Source organism: Streptosporangium album (assembly GCF_014203795.1).
Classification (GTDB): Bacteria; Actinomycetota; Actinomycetes; order Streptosporangiales; family Streptosporangiaceae; genus Streptosporangium; species Streptosporangium album.
This window is the reverse complement of sequence record NZ_JACHJU010000006.1, coordinates 22,242-39,656: the sequence shown is the minus strand read 5'-3', so window position 1 is coordinate 39,656 and position 17,415 is coordinate 22,242. Positions and strand designations below refer to the sequence as shown.

General features: G+C 70.5%; 13 protein-coding genes. 5 read left to right on the top strand and 8 right to left on the bottom strand.

Annotation, left to right across the window (positions count from 1 at the left end):
• The first annotated feature begins 110 nt into the window (after window positions 1–110).
• Window positions 111–437 (top strand): DUF8820 family protein, encoded by a 327-nt coding sequence (locus FHR32_RS38970; RefSeq protein WP_184759567.1) that lies wholly within the window; start codon window positions 111–113, stop codon window positions 435–437.
• A gap of 80 nt (window positions 438–517) precedes the next feature.
• Window positions 518–1,549, top strand: coding sequence for a DUF6745 domain-containing protein (locus FHR32_RS38965; RefSeq protein WP_184759565.1), 1,032 nt, complete (start codon window positions 518–520; stop codon window positions 1,547–1,549).
• Here the strand turns inward: FHR32_RS38965 and FHR32_RS38960 are convergent.
• The 5 genes from FHR32_RS38960 to FHR32_RS38940 form a co-directional block, all read right to left on the bottom strand.
• Complete coding sequence (locus FHR32_RS38960) at window positions 1,525–2,400, bottom strand: STM4011 family radical SAM protein (RefSeq protein WP_184759919.1); 876 nt, start codon at window positions 2,398–2,400, stop codon at window positions 1,525–1,527. The genes FHR32_RS38965 and FHR32_RS38960 overlap by 25 nt on opposite strands.
• A gap of 104 nt (window positions 2,401–2,504) precedes the next feature.
• On the bottom strand, window positions 2,505–4,010 hold the full coding sequence (locus FHR32_RS38955) for an STM4012 family radical SAM protein (protein ID WP_184759563.1): 1,506 nt from the start codon (window positions 4,008–4,010) through the stop codon (window positions 2,505–2,507).
• On the bottom strand, window positions 4,001–4,819 hold the full coding sequence (locus FHR32_RS38950) for an STM4013/SEN3800 family hydrolase (protein WP_376773458.1): 819 nt from the start codon (window positions 4,817–4,819) through the stop codon (window positions 4,001–4,003). Before FHR32_RS38950 ends, FHR32_RS38955 begins: the two co-directional genes overlap by 10 nt.
• Window positions 4,820–4,821: 2 nt before the next feature.
• The gene (locus FHR32_RS38945) at window positions 4,822–5,910 is read right to left on the bottom strand and encodes an STM4014 family protein (protein ID WP_184759561.1); all 1,089 of its coding nucleotides are present in this window, start codon (window positions 5,908–5,910) and stop codon (window positions 4,822–4,824) included.
• Window positions 5,907–6,857, bottom strand: coding sequence for an STM4015 family protein (locus FHR32_RS38940; protein ID WP_184759559.1), 951 nt, complete (start codon window positions 6,855–6,857; stop codon window positions 5,907–5,909). Before FHR32_RS38940 ends, FHR32_RS38945 begins: the two co-directional genes overlap by 4 nt.
• Window positions 6,858–6,971: 114 nt before the next feature.
• Here FHR32_RS38940 and FHR32_RS38935 point away from each other — a divergent pair, with 114 nt between their 5' ends.
• Window positions 6,972–8,399, top strand: a complete 1,428-nt coding sequence (locus tag FHR32_RS38935) for an MFS transporter (RefSeq protein ID WP_246468542.1) — start codon at window positions 6,972–6,974, stop codon at window positions 8,397–8,399.
• Between the two features lie 121 nt (window positions 8,400–8,520).
• Here the strand turns inward: FHR32_RS38935 and FHR32_RS47030 are convergent, their stop codons facing one another.
• Window positions 8,521–13,041, bottom strand: a complete 4,521-nt coding sequence (locus FHR32_RS47030; RefSeq protein WP_184759555.1) for a carboxypeptidase regulatory-like domain-containing protein — start codon at window positions 13,039–13,041, stop codon at window positions 8,521–8,523.
• Window positions 13,042–13,445: 404 nt separating this feature from the next.
• On the opposite strand from FHR32_RS47030, the gene FHR32_RS47025 reads away from it, so the two are divergent.
• A complete protein-coding gene (locus FHR32_RS47025) occupies window positions 13,446–13,940 on the top strand; it encodes a winged helix-turn-helix domain-containing protein (protein WP_184759553.1) in 495 nt (164 codons plus the stop codon).
• Between the two features lie 218 nt (window positions 13,941–14,158).
• Here FHR32_RS47025 and FHR32_RS38920 read toward each other — a convergent pair whose 3' ends face one another.
• On the bottom strand, window positions 14,159–15,388 hold the full coding sequence (locus FHR32_RS38920; protein ID WP_184759551.1) for a cytochrome P450: 1,230 nt from the start codon (window positions 15,386–15,388) through the stop codon (window positions 14,159–14,161).
• A gap of 95 nt (window positions 15,389–15,483) precedes the next feature.
• On the opposite strand from FHR32_RS38920, the gene FHR32_RS38915 reads away from it, so the two are divergent.
• The gene (locus FHR32_RS38915; RefSeq protein ID WP_221466846.1) at window positions 15,484–16,890 is read left to right on the top strand and encodes an FG-GAP-like repeat-containing protein; all 1,407 of its coding nucleotides are present in this window, start codon (window positions 15,484–15,486) and stop codon (window positions 16,888–16,890) included.
• On the opposite strand, the gene FHR32_RS38910 is transcribed toward FHR32_RS38915, so the two are convergent.
• Entirely contained in the window at window positions 16,877–17,389 is a 513-nt protein-coding gene (locus FHR32_RS38910) for a hypothetical protein (RefSeq protein ID WP_184759547.1), read from the bottom strand. The two genes, FHR32_RS38915 and FHR32_RS38910, sit on opposite strands and share 14 nt — an antisense overlap.
• Window positions 17,390–17,415: the final 26 nt, after the last annotated feature.

The window sequence follows — 17,415 nt, the reverse complement described above, 5'->3', positions numbered from 1 at the left end:
TCCCGTCGCGAGCGGGGAGATCCCTGCCGCGATCCCCTCTCCGCGGGGCCGCGGAAATGTCAGTGGCGATGGCTAGCTTCGATCTACCCCCGATCCGAGGAGCCAGCCAGATGTACCGCCAGGGAGACATCCTGATCATGCCCGTCCGCGAGGAGGCCGTGCCCACCTCGGCCAGGAACTCGCCGTCCGCGCCGCCTGACGCCCGTGGCCGTCTGGTGCTGGCCCTGGGCGAGGCCACCGGCCATGCCCACGCGGTGGTCGGCCCCGGCACCCTGGTCCGCGGCCTGCGGCCGATGGATCCGCACTTCCTGCACCTGCCCTCCGGCGGGCGCGTCGTGCACGAGGAGCACGCCGCGATCTCGCTGCCCAAGGGCTGGTACGCCGTGCGACGTCAGCGCGAATACATCCCCGGCGCCTTCCGCGTCGTCGCCGACTGACCTTCCCGTCCCACCCCGGTCCCCCCGTCCGGAGGCGCCGCCGGGGCATGTGTCCCCGTTCAGCTGAGGAGCTTTCGATCATGACCGTCACCACCGAACTGGCCGACGTCCTGACCGCCGCCGCGCTCCGCTGGGAGGAGGTGGCCTTCCGATCCGGCCCCGCCGACCGGCCCGGGGCCGAGGCGGGAGTGCGGCTGGCCTACCGGATCGCCGGGCTGGCGGAGCCAGAGAAGATCATCTGGGTCGACTCCCCCGCCGCGGGCGCGAGGGCCATCGCCCTGCTCGGCGCCGGAAAGCCGGTGCGCGACGCGGTGCGGACCGGGCCGTGGGAGCGGGCCAGGGCCGACGTGCACGCCTCACTCGGCCCCACGGCCTGGCCACTGGCCTGGTCGCTGACCGGCGGACGGCTCTGGGAGCCGGTGGGCGCCCTGGTCAGCCGGATCCGCCGGGGCATCGCCGCGACCGAGGAGTCGCAGGAGGCCGCGGCCGCGCTGCGCGCCTCGACCCTGGACGCGGTGCTGGGCCAGCAGGACGCGCCCTGGCTTTCGCTGTTCGACGCGCTGGGCAGGCCGGAGGTGGAGGGGCTGGTCCAGGTCGCCCGGGCGGCGGGCTGGTGGTGGCCGTTCGAACGGGTGGCCATCGTCTGCGAGCGCCCGGCCGAGCTGCACCGCGACGAGCTGTCGCGCCTGCACCGAGCCGACGGCCCGGCGCTGCTGTTCCCCGACGGCTTCGCCGTGCACGCCTGGGGCGGCACGCCGATCCCGGCCGACTTCGCCGCCTCCATGGCGAAGCTGACCCCGGAGCGCATCCGTGCCCAGGAGAACGCGGAGCTGCGCCGGGTCATGCTGGAGCACTTCGGCTACGACCGCTACCTCGCCGAGTCGGGGGCGACCCCGCGCCATCGGGACGAGACCGGCGTCCTGTGGCGCATCGATCTGCCCGAGGACGAGCCGGTGGTGATGGTCGAGGTGGTCAACTCCACCGCCGAGCCCGACGGCACCTTCCGTAAATACTGGCTCCGGGTCCCGCCGGCCACCCGCACCGCCCGCGAGGGCGTGGCCTGGACCTTCGGCCTGTCCGAGGCCGACTACCGGCCGGACCGGGAGACCTGAGGCCCGGCGGGCCGCCCGGGCCGGTCCATGTGCGGGACGCGCTCCAGGATCCCGCCGGCGAAGACGTCGTAGAGACCGGTCTGCTCCAGGTGGACGTAGCCGATGTGGCAGTCGCACAGGGCCGCCGGGCACATCCTGGCGCTCGGGCGGAACGTCCCGTCGTAGAGATTGCCGAGGACGGCCGGGACGAAGTGGCAGCGCCGCACGGTGCCCTCGCCGTCCACGGAGATCACGGTGTCTCCGGTACGGCAGGGCCGCCCGGCGCTGCGGTGCGGTGTCCGGCTGTAGGAGAAGAGCGGGTCGATCGCCGTCCAGCGGGCCGCCTCGGGATCGGTGTAGAGGTGGCCCTCGGCGGCGTTCACCCACAGATACACCTCCGCCGGCAGGTCGGCCCGGAGTCTCCGCGCGCGCTCCAGGTGCTCCGGCAGGCCGACGATGCCGACGCTGAAGCGGACCCCGCGCCCGGCCAGCTCCCGGCACCTGCCCAGGAAACGCTCGTAGGAGACCTGGCCGGGGTGGTAGGTCACCCAGAGGGCGAGCGTGCCGAGATCGGCCTCGGCCAGCCAGTCGGGGCGGCAGCTGAAGTTGGTCTGGATGGCGACCCGCCGGACGTGCGGAAGGTGGCTGAGCTCGACCATCGCCCGCCGGTACCAGGAGCGGACCAGTCCCTCGCCCCACGGTGTGAACAGCACCGAGACCGGATGGTCGCGCCCGGCCACCCACCCGGTGAACCGCTCCAGCGCCGCCCGGTCCTGGCGGAGCCGGTCGGGGCTGTCGCGGCGCTTGGCGAACGGGCAGTAGGGACAGTCGTAGTCGCAGCTCGACAGCGGGCCGCGGTAGAGGATCGTCAGGTGGCGGGGGTCCTGGACGTCGGCGCGCGGCGGCGGCCCTTCCCCGGTTCCCGTCGAGACTCCCTGGGCGTGGAGATTCCGGGCCTCCGGCTCCGGAGAGGGGGTCAGCACGCCTCGTACCCGGCCATCAGCTCGCGGACCCGGCCGGAGAACAGCGCCGGGCCGATCGCGTCGGAGTACGCGAGACCCTCGGCAGTGAGCCGGAGTCGGTCGGCACCGCGTGCCCCGCTCCCGGCGGGCTCGGGCGCACCCGGGTTTTCGAGGGTCCCCGGGGCTCCGGGGACGGCCGGCTCCAGCCAGCCCCGGCCGGACAGGAGGTCGAGCTCCGCTCCGAAGCCGGCCGTCACCTCGGTGCCGAAGCGCTCCCGGTAGGCGGCCGTCTCCAGTCCCTCGGCCTGGAGCAGCGACTGGATCAGGTGGCGGCGCCGCCGTTCGTCCTCCCCCAGCCGGAACCCCACGTTGGCGACCGCGAACTCCTCGGGCGCGAGCCGTACGTAGTCGTCGATGATCGCGCGCACCTGGCCGGCGCCGACCGCGTACTCGTAGGAGTAGTGGAGGCTGGAGGTGTAGGACCGGGCGCCGCAGCCGAGGCCGACCATGCCGTCGCTCTGGCAGCAGTACTCGGTCGCGCCGGCCGAGCCCGGCAGCCGGAACATCCGCATCGACACCTGCTCGTACCCGGCGGCCAGCAGATGGTCGCGGCCCTGCCGGTAGAGGCCGAGCCGGTGGTCGTCCCAGTCGTGGGCACGACGGCCGAGACCGGTGAGCGGGCGGACGTACAGCGGGTAGAGGTAGATCTCCTCGGGCTTCCAGCCGAGCGCGGCGTCCAGTGAGTGGCGCCAGGACCGCTCGGTCTGCCCGTCGATCCCGTAGATCAGGTCGAGGTTGAGCGTCTCGAACCCCACCTCCCTGATCCGGTCGAGCGCCGCCTCGACCTCCCGCCGTCTCTGCGGGCGCACCGCCGCGCGGGCCTCGGCGTCGACGAAGCTCTGCACACCGATCGAGACGCGGGTGGTGCCCCGTTCGGCCAGGACGGCGAGCCGGTCCGCCGTCGCGGTCGCCGGTGAGGTCTCCACCGACAGCGGCACGGCCCGCAGGTCGGCGCCCATGATCCGCTCGGTGAGGTCGAACATCCGGGTGAGCTCGGCCGCGCTCAGGTAGGTCGGCGTGCCGCCGCCGATGGCCGCGGTCACGAACCTCGGCCCCTCCAGGGCGTCCCGTACGGCCCGCGCCTGGCGTTCCAGAGCGTCCAGATAGGCGGCGACGAGCCGCTCCGGGGCGCCGGTCCGGGTGAACAGGTTGCAGAACCCGCAGCGCATCTCGCAGAACGGGATGTGCAGGTAGAGGGAGAGACTCCCGAGCGGTTCGGCCGCCCATACCTCCCGCAGCGACGGGCGCGGCTCCAGCGGCCGGTAGGCCGTCTTGTGCGGGTAGGCGTAGACGTAGCCCTGGTACGGCCCCGCGTCGAACGGGCCGTCGACGGCCGGCGGGGACGCGGGGAGCCCCTGAACCGTGTGTGCCGCCGGGAGCGCCTGACCCGTCCGAACCGCCCGCGTGTCCGGCCCGCCCTCCGGCACCCGCGTCTCACCGAGATCCGCAGTCACCGCCATCCCCCCTTTTCCATCGTGAAATCTCCGTAGGGCACGGTCCAGACGACCTCGTGGCCGATCCGGTGCCCGGTGTATCCGTCTTCGCCGTAAGCGGTGCCGTGGTCGGAACAGACGATCGCGAAACCCGGCCGCCGGGCGCTCATCAGGGCGAACAGCCTGCCGATGTGCCGGTCCACATACTCCAGCGCGGCTGCCTGGCTCTGCCGGCTGTCCCCGTGCTCGCGGGTGGCTCCCGGCAGATGGAACCAGTTCGGCTGGTGCAGCGCCGAGACGTTGACGAACAGGAACACCGGCCCTGCCACTCCCGCGACCGCCCGCTCGGCGCAGGCGATCTGCTCCTCGAACGAGGTCGGCGAGGTGACCCCGAACCCCTGCTCCCAGTGGCTCTCGGCGAACAGGCCGGGCAGCGCGGACCCCAGCGGGGTGAGCTTGTTGAAGAACCCCACTCCCCCGACGCAGACCGTGTGGTAGCCGGCCTCCGCCAGCCCGCCGGGCAGGTCGGGCGCGTCGAACGCCCAGGTCCCGTCCGCCGTGGTCTCGCTACCGGGAAACGCGGCCGCGAAAAGCCGGGGATGGGGTCCGGGATCGGCCGGGGTCGGCAGGAACCCGGCGAGGATCGCGGCGTGCGCGGCGTAGGTGAAGCTTCCGGGGCTGTGCCGCCGCTGCCATCGCCCGCCGGGCAGCGCCCTGGCCAGGGTGGGCAGCCGTCCCGCTCTGATCAGCTCGTCGGCCACGTCGTAGCGGAGCGTGTCGAGCGTCACCAGCAGCAGGTCGTGGCTCCCCACGATCGCGTTCATGTCCCGCGTCATGCTCACCGCGCTCCCGCCGTACGGCGCGCGGCGATGGCCCTGACCTGCGCGTCGTAGGTGTCCAGGCCCTCGGCGCCGCCGCCGGGGAAGCCGGTCAGCCGGGGCAGCAGATCGCCGAAGGCGTTGACCTCGGCCACGGCCACGCTCCGCCAGCCGACGCCGATCATCAGGTCGACCCCGACGGCCAGGCTCCCCGGGAAGCAGGCCGCCGCCCGCGCGCAGACGTCGAGCGCCCGCCCCCAGCCCTGCGGGCCGACCTTCTCCCTGACCACGTCGAGATCGCCCCGCTCGCCGCCGAGGTGCAGGTTCGTCATGGGAGTACGGCTCGCCCGGACCACCGCGTGAGTGGGTGTGCCGTCCACCACGACCACCCGCAGATCGATGGTCCGCCCGCCGACGCCCGCCTTGGGAAACCACCGCTCCACGTGGAGCCCGTCCCCCGCCAGCATGTCGACGATCGCGGCCACGTCGATCTCGTCCTCGTAGGAGCGCACCTGCAGCGAGTTGTGCAGACCGTCTCCGGCCAGCTCCACCGAGGTCACCGCCCTGACCCGGTCCGCGGAGGCGTGCAGGGCGATGATCCCGGAGGCCGACGATCCGTGTGCGGGTTTGACGAACACCCGGCCCCAACCGGCCTGGTCCATCTGCTCGCGCAGCCCGGCGTAGTCTCCGACCGGACCAGGCAGTGCGGGCGGCACCGGCACTCCGGCCGCCGACAGCCTCGCGTGGCACAGCCGCTTGTCGAACATCACCGCGATCTCGTCCACATCGGCGAGCAGCACGGCGCCGGGCGTCCGCTCGACGGCCTCGCGGATCCGCGCCGTCGCGGTGGTGAGGGCGGCGTGCCAGGCGCCGCCGCCGCCGACCCTGGACGGCTCGCCCGGACCGCGCAGCAGCGCGTCGGCCTCGGCGTCCTCTCCGGGGGATTCGATCCGCACGAGCGTTCCGGGCTCCAGGCGGAGGTCCTCGCCCCGGAGCACCGCGGTCCATGGGACGACGCCGGGCTCACGCAGGCCGTACCGGGCGCAGGCCTCGGCGAACAGGGTCACCCGCCGCTCCCCCGGTGTGCCGACGACCGTCAGGGAGGTCATTCCGCGACCGCGACGTAGCGCCAGTCGTCGTCGGATTTCTCCTGTCCGGACAGATCCACCTCGACACCGGTGAAGGCGTCCTCGACGCGCTTGACCATGGCGTCGGTCAGGAAGTGGTGGTGCAGGTCCAATCGCCCGAGGTGGGTCAGCGGCTGACCGGACAGCAGCGCCTCGGCGCCCTCGTCGGTCAGCGCCCCCATGGAGAGGGCCAGCGACTCCAGTCGCGCCACCACCGGCGCCGCCGCCACCGCGGCCGCGATCTCGTCCTGGATCTCGCTGTCCTGCAGGCCGAGATGCCGCAGCTCGGGGAGGTTCTCGCCGGACAGGATCGGTGCCAGGTCCGCCACCGTGGCGTCGCCGCCGTACTGAGAGACGCCCAGCCACAGCTCCAGGTGTTCGAGGGCGGGAAACGCGCACCCGCCGACCCCGCGGACGACCTCGGCGGGGAGACCGCCCGTCTCGAACCTCAGCACCCTGAGGTTCTCGTGCCGGATGGGGCGCAGCCGGAGCCCGGAACCGCCGCGCACCTCCAGCCGCTCCAGCAGGGGGAACGCCTCCAGCAGGGGGGTGATGTCGCTCTGCTGGATCCAGGAGATCTCGCAGTCCTCCGACGTCATCGCGCCGAGGAACAGCGAACGCAGCGCCGGGAGGCGGGCGGCGTTCTCGGCGAGCAGGCCGACGACCTTCGAACTGTCGTCGTCGTAGGCGTCCTCCCAGCCGCCGATGACGACCGCCTTGACCGCGGTGGTGTCCACCTTCTCCAGGAACAGGGCGAGTTGCTGTTCGAAGTTCTCCTCCGAGTCGTAGACGTGTTCCGAGAGCCGCCAGGCCGCCTGGTCCGCGGCGGGTAGCTCCTCGTCGTCGGAGGTCAGGACCGCTATCGGCAGGCCGGCGTAGGTGCCGTCGTAGAGACCGTCGACATCGTCGTTGAACTCGGTGTGGTCCATCAGTGCTCCTGTCCGGCGAAACGTGACAGAGGACGTCCTACCAGAGATCACCGACACTTCCGGAATCATGGCTCCGTGGTGGATCACGCGAAACAGTCGGCGATGATGAGGGGTATGGATAACGGCCATATTCGGCTCAGCTCAGCCCAGGGGCGCTGGGTCCTGCTCACCACCGTGCTCGGATCGGGCATCGCGCTGCTGGACGGCACCGTCGTCAACGTGGCGCTGCCCGCGCTCGGCGACGATCTCCGAGCCGACATGGCGGGACTGCAGTGGACCGTCAACGCCTACACCCTCACCCTGGCGGGCCTGATCCTGCTGGGCGGCTCGCTCGGCGACCGGTACGGCAGGCGCAAGGTCTTCCTGATCGGCGTGGTCTGGTTCGCGATCGCGTCGGCCCTGTGCGGGCTGGCCCCGAACGTGGAGACGCTGATCGCGGCCCGGGCGCTCCAGGGCGTCGGCGGGGCACTGCTCACACCGGGCTCCCTGGCCATCATCCAGGCGTCCTACGTCCGCGAGGACCGGCCCAAGGCGATCGGCGCGTGGTCGGGACTGGGCGGGATGGCCGCGGCGGTCGGGCCGCTGCTCGGCGGGTGGCTGGTGGAGACCGTCGGATGGCGGTGGGTGTTCCTGATCAACCTGCCGCTGGCCGCGCTCGTGGTGGCCGTCGGCCTGCGGCACGCGCCGGAGAGCAGGGACGTCGAGGCCACCGGGCGGTTCGACGTGCTCGGTGCGGCGCTGGCCGCGCTGGCGCTGGCCGGGATCACCTACGGCCTGATCGCCCTCCAGCCGATCCCGGTCGCGGTGGGCGTCCTGCTGGGCGTGGCGTTCGTCTGGCTGGAGATCAGGCGCTCACCCGGCGCGCTGGTGCCGATCGGAGTCTTCACCTCGAAGGTGTTCACCGCGGTCAACGTCGTCACGTTCATCATGTACGCCGCGATGGGCGTGGTGTTCTTCCTGCTGGTCGTCCAACTCCAGGTCTCGGCGGGTTTCTCGCCGGTGACGGCCGGATCCGCGATGATCCCGGTGACGGTCCTGATGCTGCTGCTGTCGCCCCGGTCGGGTGAGCTGGCCAAGCGGATCGGGCCCCGGATCCCGATGACGGCGGGCATTCTGATCTGCGCCGCCGCGCTGCTGCTGATGTCGAGGATCGGTGAGGGCACCTCCTACGTGGTGGGCGTGCTGGTCCCGACGGCCCTGTTCGGCCTGGGGCTGTCGGCGGCGGTCGCGCCGCTCACCGCGACCGTGCTCGCCAGTACCGAGGAGCGTTACGCGGGTGTGGCCAGCGGCATCAACAACGCCGTCGCCCGGACCGGCGGGCTGCTGGCGGTCGCCGCGATCCCGCCGCTGGCCGGCCTGACCGGCGACGTCTTCAAGAACCCGGCCGCCTTCACCACCGGTTTCCACACGACGATGCTGGTCAGCGCGGCGATGATGGCCGTGGCCTCGCTGATCACCTTCCTCTCCATCCGCGGGAACATCCTGATCGACGCGGAGCCGCCGACCGGCTGCCCGGTGGAGGCTCCCCAGCAGGGCCGTTGAGTGCCCCCACGGCGCCTCCAGCGGTGGGGTTTTCGAAGATTGCCAGGACACTGGCGCGGTCGTCGCGTACGGGCCGGGCCCGCGCCGACCAGCGGCGCGGGCCCGGTGGATCAAGCCCCGGTCAACAGGTCTCGGGGCGTAGGGCGAAGTCGGCGGTTACCGTCTTGCCCGCCTTGAGTGTCAGTTGCTTGGTTTGCGGTATCCAACCATCCCGGGCCACGATCGCCTGGAGCGGGTTGGCGCCCTGGGGCGCCCAGATCGCGTACCGGCCGCTCGGGTCGGTCTTCAGGGTGACCGTCCAGGCCTTCTTGCCGTTGACCTGGACGGTCGCACCGCGCAAGGCGGCGCTGCCGTTCTGGCAGTCGACCCCGGTGACGATGCCCGCCAGCTTGCCCCAGTCGCTGGGCGGCTGCACGGTCATCGTCACGTCGATCGGTGCCACCGGGTACGGCGTGCTGGACTTGACGCCCAGCTGAGCGGTGTAGGTGCCGGGTTGGGCAACGCCCTTGGCCGAGGTGGCGTCGAGCGTGACGGTCACTGTGGCGCTCTGCCCGGGCTGCAGTGTCGCCGTGGTCGGCGACGCGGACAGCCACGGTACGTCGGTGACGGCAGCGCACTGGTCGAAGCCGGGAAGCAACTCGCTTTCCGGCGTCGGGGTGAACCCACCGGTCGATCCACCGACCTTCACGAATCCGCACGCCGCCCCGGCCCGGTAACGAGCGTGGTTGGCGTTGGGCAGTGCCGACCAGGAGTTGGCCGCCGGGTCGTACGCCCAGCCCTGGTTGGTCACCGTGGTGGAGTTGTTGATGACACCGGTGGAGAGCAGCAGCAGCCCGTTGGCGGTGTCCGCGCCGGCGGCCCAGAAGTCGACCGGCAGGTCGGCCAGCTGAGTCCAGGCGTTGCTCCCCGGATTGTAGGCGTAGGTGCTCTTCAGCGTCGTCGGCCCGTTACCGCCGGCGCAGTACACCGTGCCGTTGATCCCGCCGCAGCCCTGCCAGGCCACCGCGACCGGGTATGGCGCGACCGTGGTGAACGCGTCGCTGCCCGGGTTGTACCGGACGACCACGTTGGACTTGGCGCAGTTGCCGTCAGTACAGCCGCCGACAAGGTAGATCTGGCCGTCTGCCACGGCCACGCCGGGCGCGGCACGCGGTGCGGGGTTGACCGCGGCCCGGGTCTGCCACGTGTTGGTCGCCGGGTCGTAGACGTAGACCTTGCTCGATGTGTTGCCGGCCGAGTCCCAGCCGCCGAAGACGTACAGTTTCCCGTCGGCGAAGGCCGCCGCCGGCTTCTCCAGGGCCGCGGGCAGATCGGCGATCCGCGTCCAGGTGTTCGCCGCCGGGTCGTACGCATAGCCGTTGGCGAGGACGGCGGTGGCGGAGGCACCGCCGACCGAGTACACCTTGCCGTCGAACGCCGCCGCGGCATTGTCCATGACCGCTGTCGGGTAGTTGACCGTGTTGACCCACGGTGGCGCGTACGGTGACGGCTCGAACGGGTCACCGGGCTTGCTGTCACCCCGCCATGCAGGTGAGACACCGCCCTTGACCATGTTGAGCTGGAGCGGTGCCCCACGTGGCCCGAGGATCTCGAATCCGCCGCGCCGCTCGGACAGCTCCACCGTGGCCGGTGCATCGCCGTCGTTGCGGATCGTCGCCGTCGCCGTCTTGCTCTGGCCCACCGTCATGTTGCTACTCACCGACGGTGGAGTGATGACCAGCCGACCGGCCTTGAGGTTGAAGTTCGCCCGGGTGGCCCGGTCTGCCGCCACGTCCACCGCGGAGGTGACGACCCCGTAGTTCCCGCTCGCCCCGGTGAACGGGTGGTCCCCGGTCAGGGAGGAGAACAACCAGTAGAATCCGTCGCCGAGGTTGTCGTCGTCGGGCGTCGGCGCCGTGGTCGTCTTCTCGGCCGGCTTGTCAACACTGGTCACGGTTGCGCCGTTGAGCCCGGTGTCGGTGTTGCTGTCGAGCACCTGGCCGACGACGAGACCTCCCGGGATCGGGTCGCACGACCGGTTGACGAGGGAGACGTTGTCCAGCTCCCACCACCAGGCGTAGCTGCCCCGGTAGTGGAACCGGACCCGTACGTCGGACTTACCGCCGGCGTTCGGGATCGCCAGTTCCTCCACGACCGGCCCGCGCCGGCTGGCGGTGGTCCAGTTCGACACGACGCCCCAGGTGGCGCCGCCGTCGATGCTCACCTCGACGTTGGCGAACCCGTTGAGGGCCCGGTAGTCGCTGTTGAACCGCAGTACGGGTGCGGGTACCGCCGACAGATCCAGGGCCGGGGTGATCAGATCGGTGTCAACGGTCGCACCCGATCCGGCCGCGTCGCTGTCCGCGATCGCGTACTTACCGGTGCCGCCGGTGAGGTTGCCCCGGTTCTTCGGGTCGGTGAACCCCCAGCCGCCGCTGGTGGTGTGGTTCATCACGTTCCAGCCCTCCGGGGTCGTCCCGGACTCGAACTGCTCCGTGAACAGCGGTGTGCCGTAGTTGAACCGGTAGCCGGCGGCCACGCAGGTGTTCTCCACGGCCAGGCCGATGTCCTTCACCTGGTCGCTGTCACCGATCTGGAGCTGCGCGGTGGCTTGCTGGTACGACGGGTACATCGCCTTGACGGTCAGGCCGTAGTCACCGCTCGGCAGGTCGACGCTGTACGCGCCGGTGGCCGGGTCGGTGAACACCGGCCCGCCGGGCTTGCCGGCCACGTCGATCCGCGCGTACAGCGGCCAGCCGTGTCCGGAGCCGTCCTTCACCACACCGGAGAATCGGTGCTTGGACACGGCGTCGAGCGTGAAGTTGGCCGTCACCGTGCCGCCGTCGGGTACGGTCACCGTCGTGGTCTTCGACGTGTACCCGAAGGCCGAGACGGTCAGCTCGTGCTCACCGACCGGCATGGTCAGCTTGTACCCACCCTGCGGGTCGGTGGTGGTGCCGCTGCCCCCCACCCGTACCGAGGCGCCGGCGATCGGCGCGCCCGCCTGCGAAGTGACCTTGCCGGTCACCTCACCACGCGGGCCGGCCACGCAGTTCGGGAACTTCATCGCGCCGATCCGGGTGTGCCAGTCGGCGGAGCTGGTCGTGGTCAGGTATTCGGAGGTGAACCAGAACGTACAGCCGTCGGTCGGGTCCACCGACATCGAGGTGTAGTCGCCCCAGCGGGCCGCCGAGTGGGTCTGTGCCCCGGTGCCGGCGATCAGCGTTCGCTCGCTCTGCCCCAGCTGGCCCAGCGGGTCGCCGGAGAGCCGGCCCGCCATCCGGATCGACGGGAACGACGTGCTTCCCGAGGCCGAGTATCCGAACGCGATGTTGCCGGAGACGTCGATCGCCCCGCTGGCCATCCAGCGGTGCTCGGCGTCCGGTGCGTACGTGCCCTGCTGGTGAACGGTCCAGTTGCTGGGGCTGGTGCTCCGCAACTCGTACCAGCGCATGCCCGCGTGGTCAGTGTTGTTGACGTCCACCGTGTGGTTGAGCACGATCGAGGCGTGATCGCCGAAGTTGCGATACGCGGCCCGGTACATCAATCGGTCGGAGATCGAATCCAACTTGGCCGAGGTGCCCTGTTGCGGGATGCAGGCGCGGGCGTAGTTGCACATGTTCGAGTCGAACGGTGCGGTCTCCAGATACCGGTTCGGTGTCAGGTTGTTGCCGAACGTGGAGCTCGTCGGGTTGGTCCAGTCGACCTTGAAGTCCCACATCAGCAACCGGTCGGTGGGTGAGATACCCCATGCGTCGTCGTCGAACATCACGAATGGGTTCGGCGCTCCGGCGGGCGGGGCAACGCCCTCCGCGTCGGCGGGCAGTAGACCGCCGAAGTCCGGTCCGAGGTGGAAGTACACCATCCTGGCCGGTTGGCCGGCGAGCATCTTTTCCCGTTCGAACGCCACCGCGCCGGCGCCGACGAACGACGGGGCGAACTCGTTGGTGGTCATGTAGTAGGCGTCCGGCCAGATCCCGTACTTCGGATAGTCGTTCATCCGGCTCTGGTGGTAGAGAAAGTCGTACCGGTAGTACGCCCCGGTCGGGTCCGGGGTCTGTGAGATCGCCATGCACTGGTGGTAGCCGGCGGATCCGCCGGGCAGGGCGAACTGGGTGACCATCCACCGGTCGGCGGTCTCGTCGTAGAGCACCACCGGGTCCCCGTCGTTCCTGGTCTCGCACGGCCCACCGAAGCCGGCGAACAGCGCGTTGCCGGGCAGCGGACCGAGCAGCAGATTGCCGCTCTTGTTGTAGACCGCGTACGAGAGGTTCACCATCTGTACGTAGTGGTTGGGGCCCACGTCACCGTTGATGTCCGGCGGCAGCACTCCGTCGACGTTGCCGATTCCCTCGAAGTTGGCGACGAATTCGGGTACCTGAGTGGCGGTGAGATCTCGTTGCACCGCATCGCTGCCGGTCTTGGCGTCCGGGGCCGTCAGCTCTCGCGGCAACTGCCGATTCGATTGCTCCTCGACCTTGGCCCCCCGGTCACGGGTGCTGCTCTTGGGGGAGAGATCGCGCAGCTTACGAGAGACGTCGTTCTTGACGGCTTGCCGTACCTCCGCCTTGGCGGGCACGGCCGCGGCGGGCTCCGGGCCTGCGGATTGGGCGGTGGCCGGTAGGCCGTTAAGGAACAGGAGCAGGCCGGCGAAGCCGGCCACCAATGGTCCCGCTCGTAACATTCGTCGTCGTGCTTGTCGCATTGGGGGGGACTCCTTGCTGACGGCGGACAAGGAGTATGTCGGCCGCCGGGAGATGCGGGATGGGTGATGCCGCATGGCTGGCGTGCCAAGAGGGGTGTCTCAGCCCGCAGGGAAAGGGAGGATGAGGGCGCTGCTTGGTTGGTGGCAGCCCGTGATCATCGTCACCCGCTTCTGATCTCACTTCAAGATCAGAAATGGGGCGGCGGTGGGGCAAAATCGGCTCAAAATGGGCACTTTCGCCCTGACTTCCGCAGAGCGAGCGAGCAAACATGGATATTGACTACGGTCAGTGCTGTTGCTTTCCTTAGCCCATGAGCGTTAGCCCGGCGGAGAATTTCGACGAACAGCCGGTTATCTTGTGCGTGACATCCAGTCGCAGCAAGCGGGTGCAGATGGCCCGGTTGATGGGCGGCCACGGAACCTTGTTGATGTTTCCCGACCTGGAGTCAGTCCGTAAGGTGTTGTTCAGCGAAACGGAGGTGACCACCCCCGCCATCCCGGGGGCGGAAGTGGTGGCGCTGGGCCGCCTGGTTGTCGATCCTGACCGGCAACAGGTCAGCTGGGCCGGTATGGCCCTTCCACTGACCCGCATCGAACGGGAGATGCTCGCCGCACTCGCCAGCCCGCCGCTACGGGTCTGGACCTACGGGCAGCTCTACGGACGGGCCTGGGGCGCCGACTATCTGGACGACGCGTCCGCGGTCCGATCGGCTGTCAAGCGGCTGCGCGCCAAGCTCCGCAACGCCAGTGCGACCGTCATGGTGGAGTCGATGCGGGGGGTCGGGTTTTCCTTGGTCGACACCGGTGGTGAGGCATCCGCGGCGGTCGGCGACGGCGGTGTGGCCCTGGTGCGATGAGTCGGGTGGGTGATGACGCGGAGCCCGGCCCGAAGGTTACCCAACTCCCGGCGAAGCGCGTCGCGTTCGGCGATCAGCCCGGTCATCTCGTCCAGGCTGGAGCGTGTCTCGGAAGGGCCGTTCATGGTCCGGCCGTGTTCACCGGGTTCCCAGAAGAATTCGACGGAGACCGCAAGGACGGCCCCGCCACCACAGGTTCCGCCCTGACAAAGCACCGACTAGAAGGTGAACCCCTGACGCCGGACGCTGTTGTCGAAGTTGGACACCAGCAGCTCCGGCTCACCGAGCGAACGGATCTCCGGCAACCGGGTGAACAGCTCGCGGAACATCGTCCTGATCTCCTGGCGGGCGAGGTTGGCCCCCAGGCAGAAGTGCGGCCCGGGGCCGCCGAAGCCGACGTGCGGCTTGGTGTCGCGGGTGATGTCGAACCGGTCGGGGTCGGGGAAGACCTCCCTGTCCCGGTTGGCCGAGCCGTAGAAGAGCACGACCTTGTCCCCGGCCTTCAGGCGCAGGCCGCGCAGGTCGTAGTCCTCGGTGACGGTGCGGCGGAACTGCATGATGGGTGAGACGTGGCGGACCATCTCCTCGATCGCCCCGCCGATCCGCGCGTCGAAGTCCTCCACCAGCAGGCGCCGCTGGTCCGGGTTGTCGGTGAGCAGCTTGATGCCGTGTGCCATGGTGTTGCGCGCCGTCTCGTTACCCGCGACGAGCAGGAGCGCGAAGAACGAGCCCAGCTCCCTGTCGGTCAGCCTTTCGCCGTCGACGTTGGCGGTGACCAATGCCGAGACCAGGTCGCCTCGCGGCGTCGCGGCGCGCTCCCGGCCGAGCTCGATCACCAGGCGCTGCAGGGCGAACAGGGCGCGCGTGTTGCGGGCGGCCATCCTGACGGTCTGCGTCAGGCTGGGGCGGATCCCGCTGTAGGCGGTGGAGACGTCCACATGCTCGTGCACCTTGGCCCGCATGGCCTCGGGGATCCCCATCATGTCGCAGATGACGTGGATGGGCAGCCGGGAGGCGACCTGGCCGACGAAGTCGCCGGCCCCGGCCGTGAGCACGTCGTCGACGATCCGCGCGCACGCGGCGTCGATGCCGTCCTGCAGGCCGGTCAGCATCTTGGGGCTGAACGCCCGGGAGACGATGCGGCGCAGCCGCGCGTGGCGGGGGTCGTCCATGTTGACCATGGACTCGCCGAACACGTGCTTCACCCAGCCGGGCGGCTCGGGGCTGGTCACCCCGGGCCTACTGGAGAACACCTTGGCGTTGCGGCCGGCCTCCACCACGTCGGCGTGCCGGACGAGCGCGTAGAACCCCTTGCCCGAGCGGAGCAGCGGTACCCGCTTCTCCTCGAAGAACACCGGCCTGTCCAGGTCTCTCAGGCGCGAGAACGCCTCGTGCCGCTCTTTGAGCGGGCGACGCCAGAACCCCAGGTCAGCCAGGTCGGTTTCCATGAAGCCAATCCTGGCACGTTCCTTACCCGTAATGGTCATGCGAATTTCATGTCCTGATAGACCGGGTGCCTGAATCATCAGAAAGCATTACATATATGAGAGCCGCGTTTCTCGCCTCCGCCGTCCTCGTCACTTTTCTGGTCCCCGCCTCACCCGCCACCGCCGTGGCGTCCTGCTCCGGAGTCCCGTCCGACTTCGACGCCGACGGCCGCGCCGACCTCGCGGTCGCCGCGCCGTACACCGCCGTCGGCGGTCACGCCCGCGCCGGATCCGTCACCGTCCTGTACGGCATGCGTACCGAGAGACGGCTCACCCAGGACGATTCCGGCGTGCCCGGCGAGGCCGAGACGGGGGACGCCTTCGGTTCGGCGCTGGCGACCGGGGACTTCGACGGCGACCGCTGCGCCGACCTGGCGGTGGGCGTCTCCGAGGAGGACCGCTCCCGGCCGGGCGCCGACGGCGACGGTGCCGTGCAGATCTTCCACGGCTCCGCGGGCGGCCTGCGCCCCGCCGAGGTGCTCGACGCCGGGGATCTGGGCCGCAGGCGTGGCCCCGACCGGTTCGGCGCCGCGCTGGCCGCCGGTGACCTGGACGGCGACGGCGACGACGAGCTGGTGATCGGTGTGCCCGGTCTGGGCGGAGGCGGGGTCGGGGTGTACGGCCTCAAGGGGAGCGGGCCGCAGGTGATCGAGCAGGACAGTGGCTGGGTCGGCCAGAGCGCGAAGGAGACCGACCAGTTCGGGGCGGTACTCGCGACAGGCGACTTCGACGGCGACGGCCGCGCCGAGATCGCGGTGGGCGCGCCGGGCGACTCGTTCCCGAAGAGGAACGGCCAGGGTTCGGTCACCGTGCTCGACGTCCACCGCAGGGAGGCCACCCTGTTCACCCAGGACAGCCCGGGGGTCGCCGGTCTCGGCGAGCCCTGGGACTTCTTCGGCTCGGCGCTGGCCAGCGGCGATTTCGACGCCGACGGCCGCGCCGACCTGGCGATCGGAGTGCCGGGCGAGGGCCTGACCGACAACCAGCGCGCGATGGACTACGGCGACGGCACCGTGGACGTGCTCTACGGCTCGCCCCACGGGCTGCGGGGCGGACGCGCGCAGGCCTGGTCACAGCGGTCGCTCGCGGGTGAGCCCCGCTACTTCGACCGGTTCGGCGCCGCGCTGGCCGCCGGTGACCTCAACGGCGACGGCGACGACGAGCTGGTGGTGGGCGTGCCGGGAGAGAACGCCGTCCAGGTGCTCGCCGGCAGCGGCGCGGGCGGCCTGACCCGGAAGAACAACGTGCTGGTCCCCGGCCGGGGCGGCGGCTTCGGCTCGGCCCTCGCCACGGTCACGGGCCGGGGCCTGGTCGTGGCCGCCCCGGACGACGGCAGGCTCACCCTGCTGCGGGGAAGCGTGAAGAAGGGCGCGTATCCGGGCGTGAGCCCGGCGACGACGGCGAGGACCCTCGCCACCACCGCCGGGGGCGCGCTCTTCGGCTATGCGCTCACAGGACCCTAGCCCTGGCCGTGATGCTGCCGCGGAGATCCTTCTTCAGCTCGCTGAGGCGGGCGTCGCGATCTTGGGTGGCGACCCCGCCGAACCTGGCCGTGGTGGTGCCGCGGTGCGAGCCGACCCACGCGCGGATGACGACGGTCGTGGAGTCCCCCTTGTCGAGGGAGGCGATCCAGCAGGTCACGGCCGGGCGCTTGACGGAGCACTTGACGCTGCGCGGCTTACGGATCACTTTGATCGCGCGGAAATGGCTGGAGAACCTCCCGAAGAGCGCCACGTAGTGCTGGCCTCGGACCGTCCGGTTGCGCACCTTGACGGTGTAGGTGAGGTATCCGCCGCGGCGGACGTATTTGGGGAAGTAGACCTCAAAGCGGAAGGCTGCGGCGGACGCGGCAGACGTGACGGACGCGGGAGCCGCGGCCTGGGCGGGGCTCTGGACGAGGAGGGTGCCGCCCAGCGCAGCGACAAGAGCCGCGGCGCTGAGTCTCTGGGCGAGGTGACTCATACGGCGCATTATCTAACAAATTAATC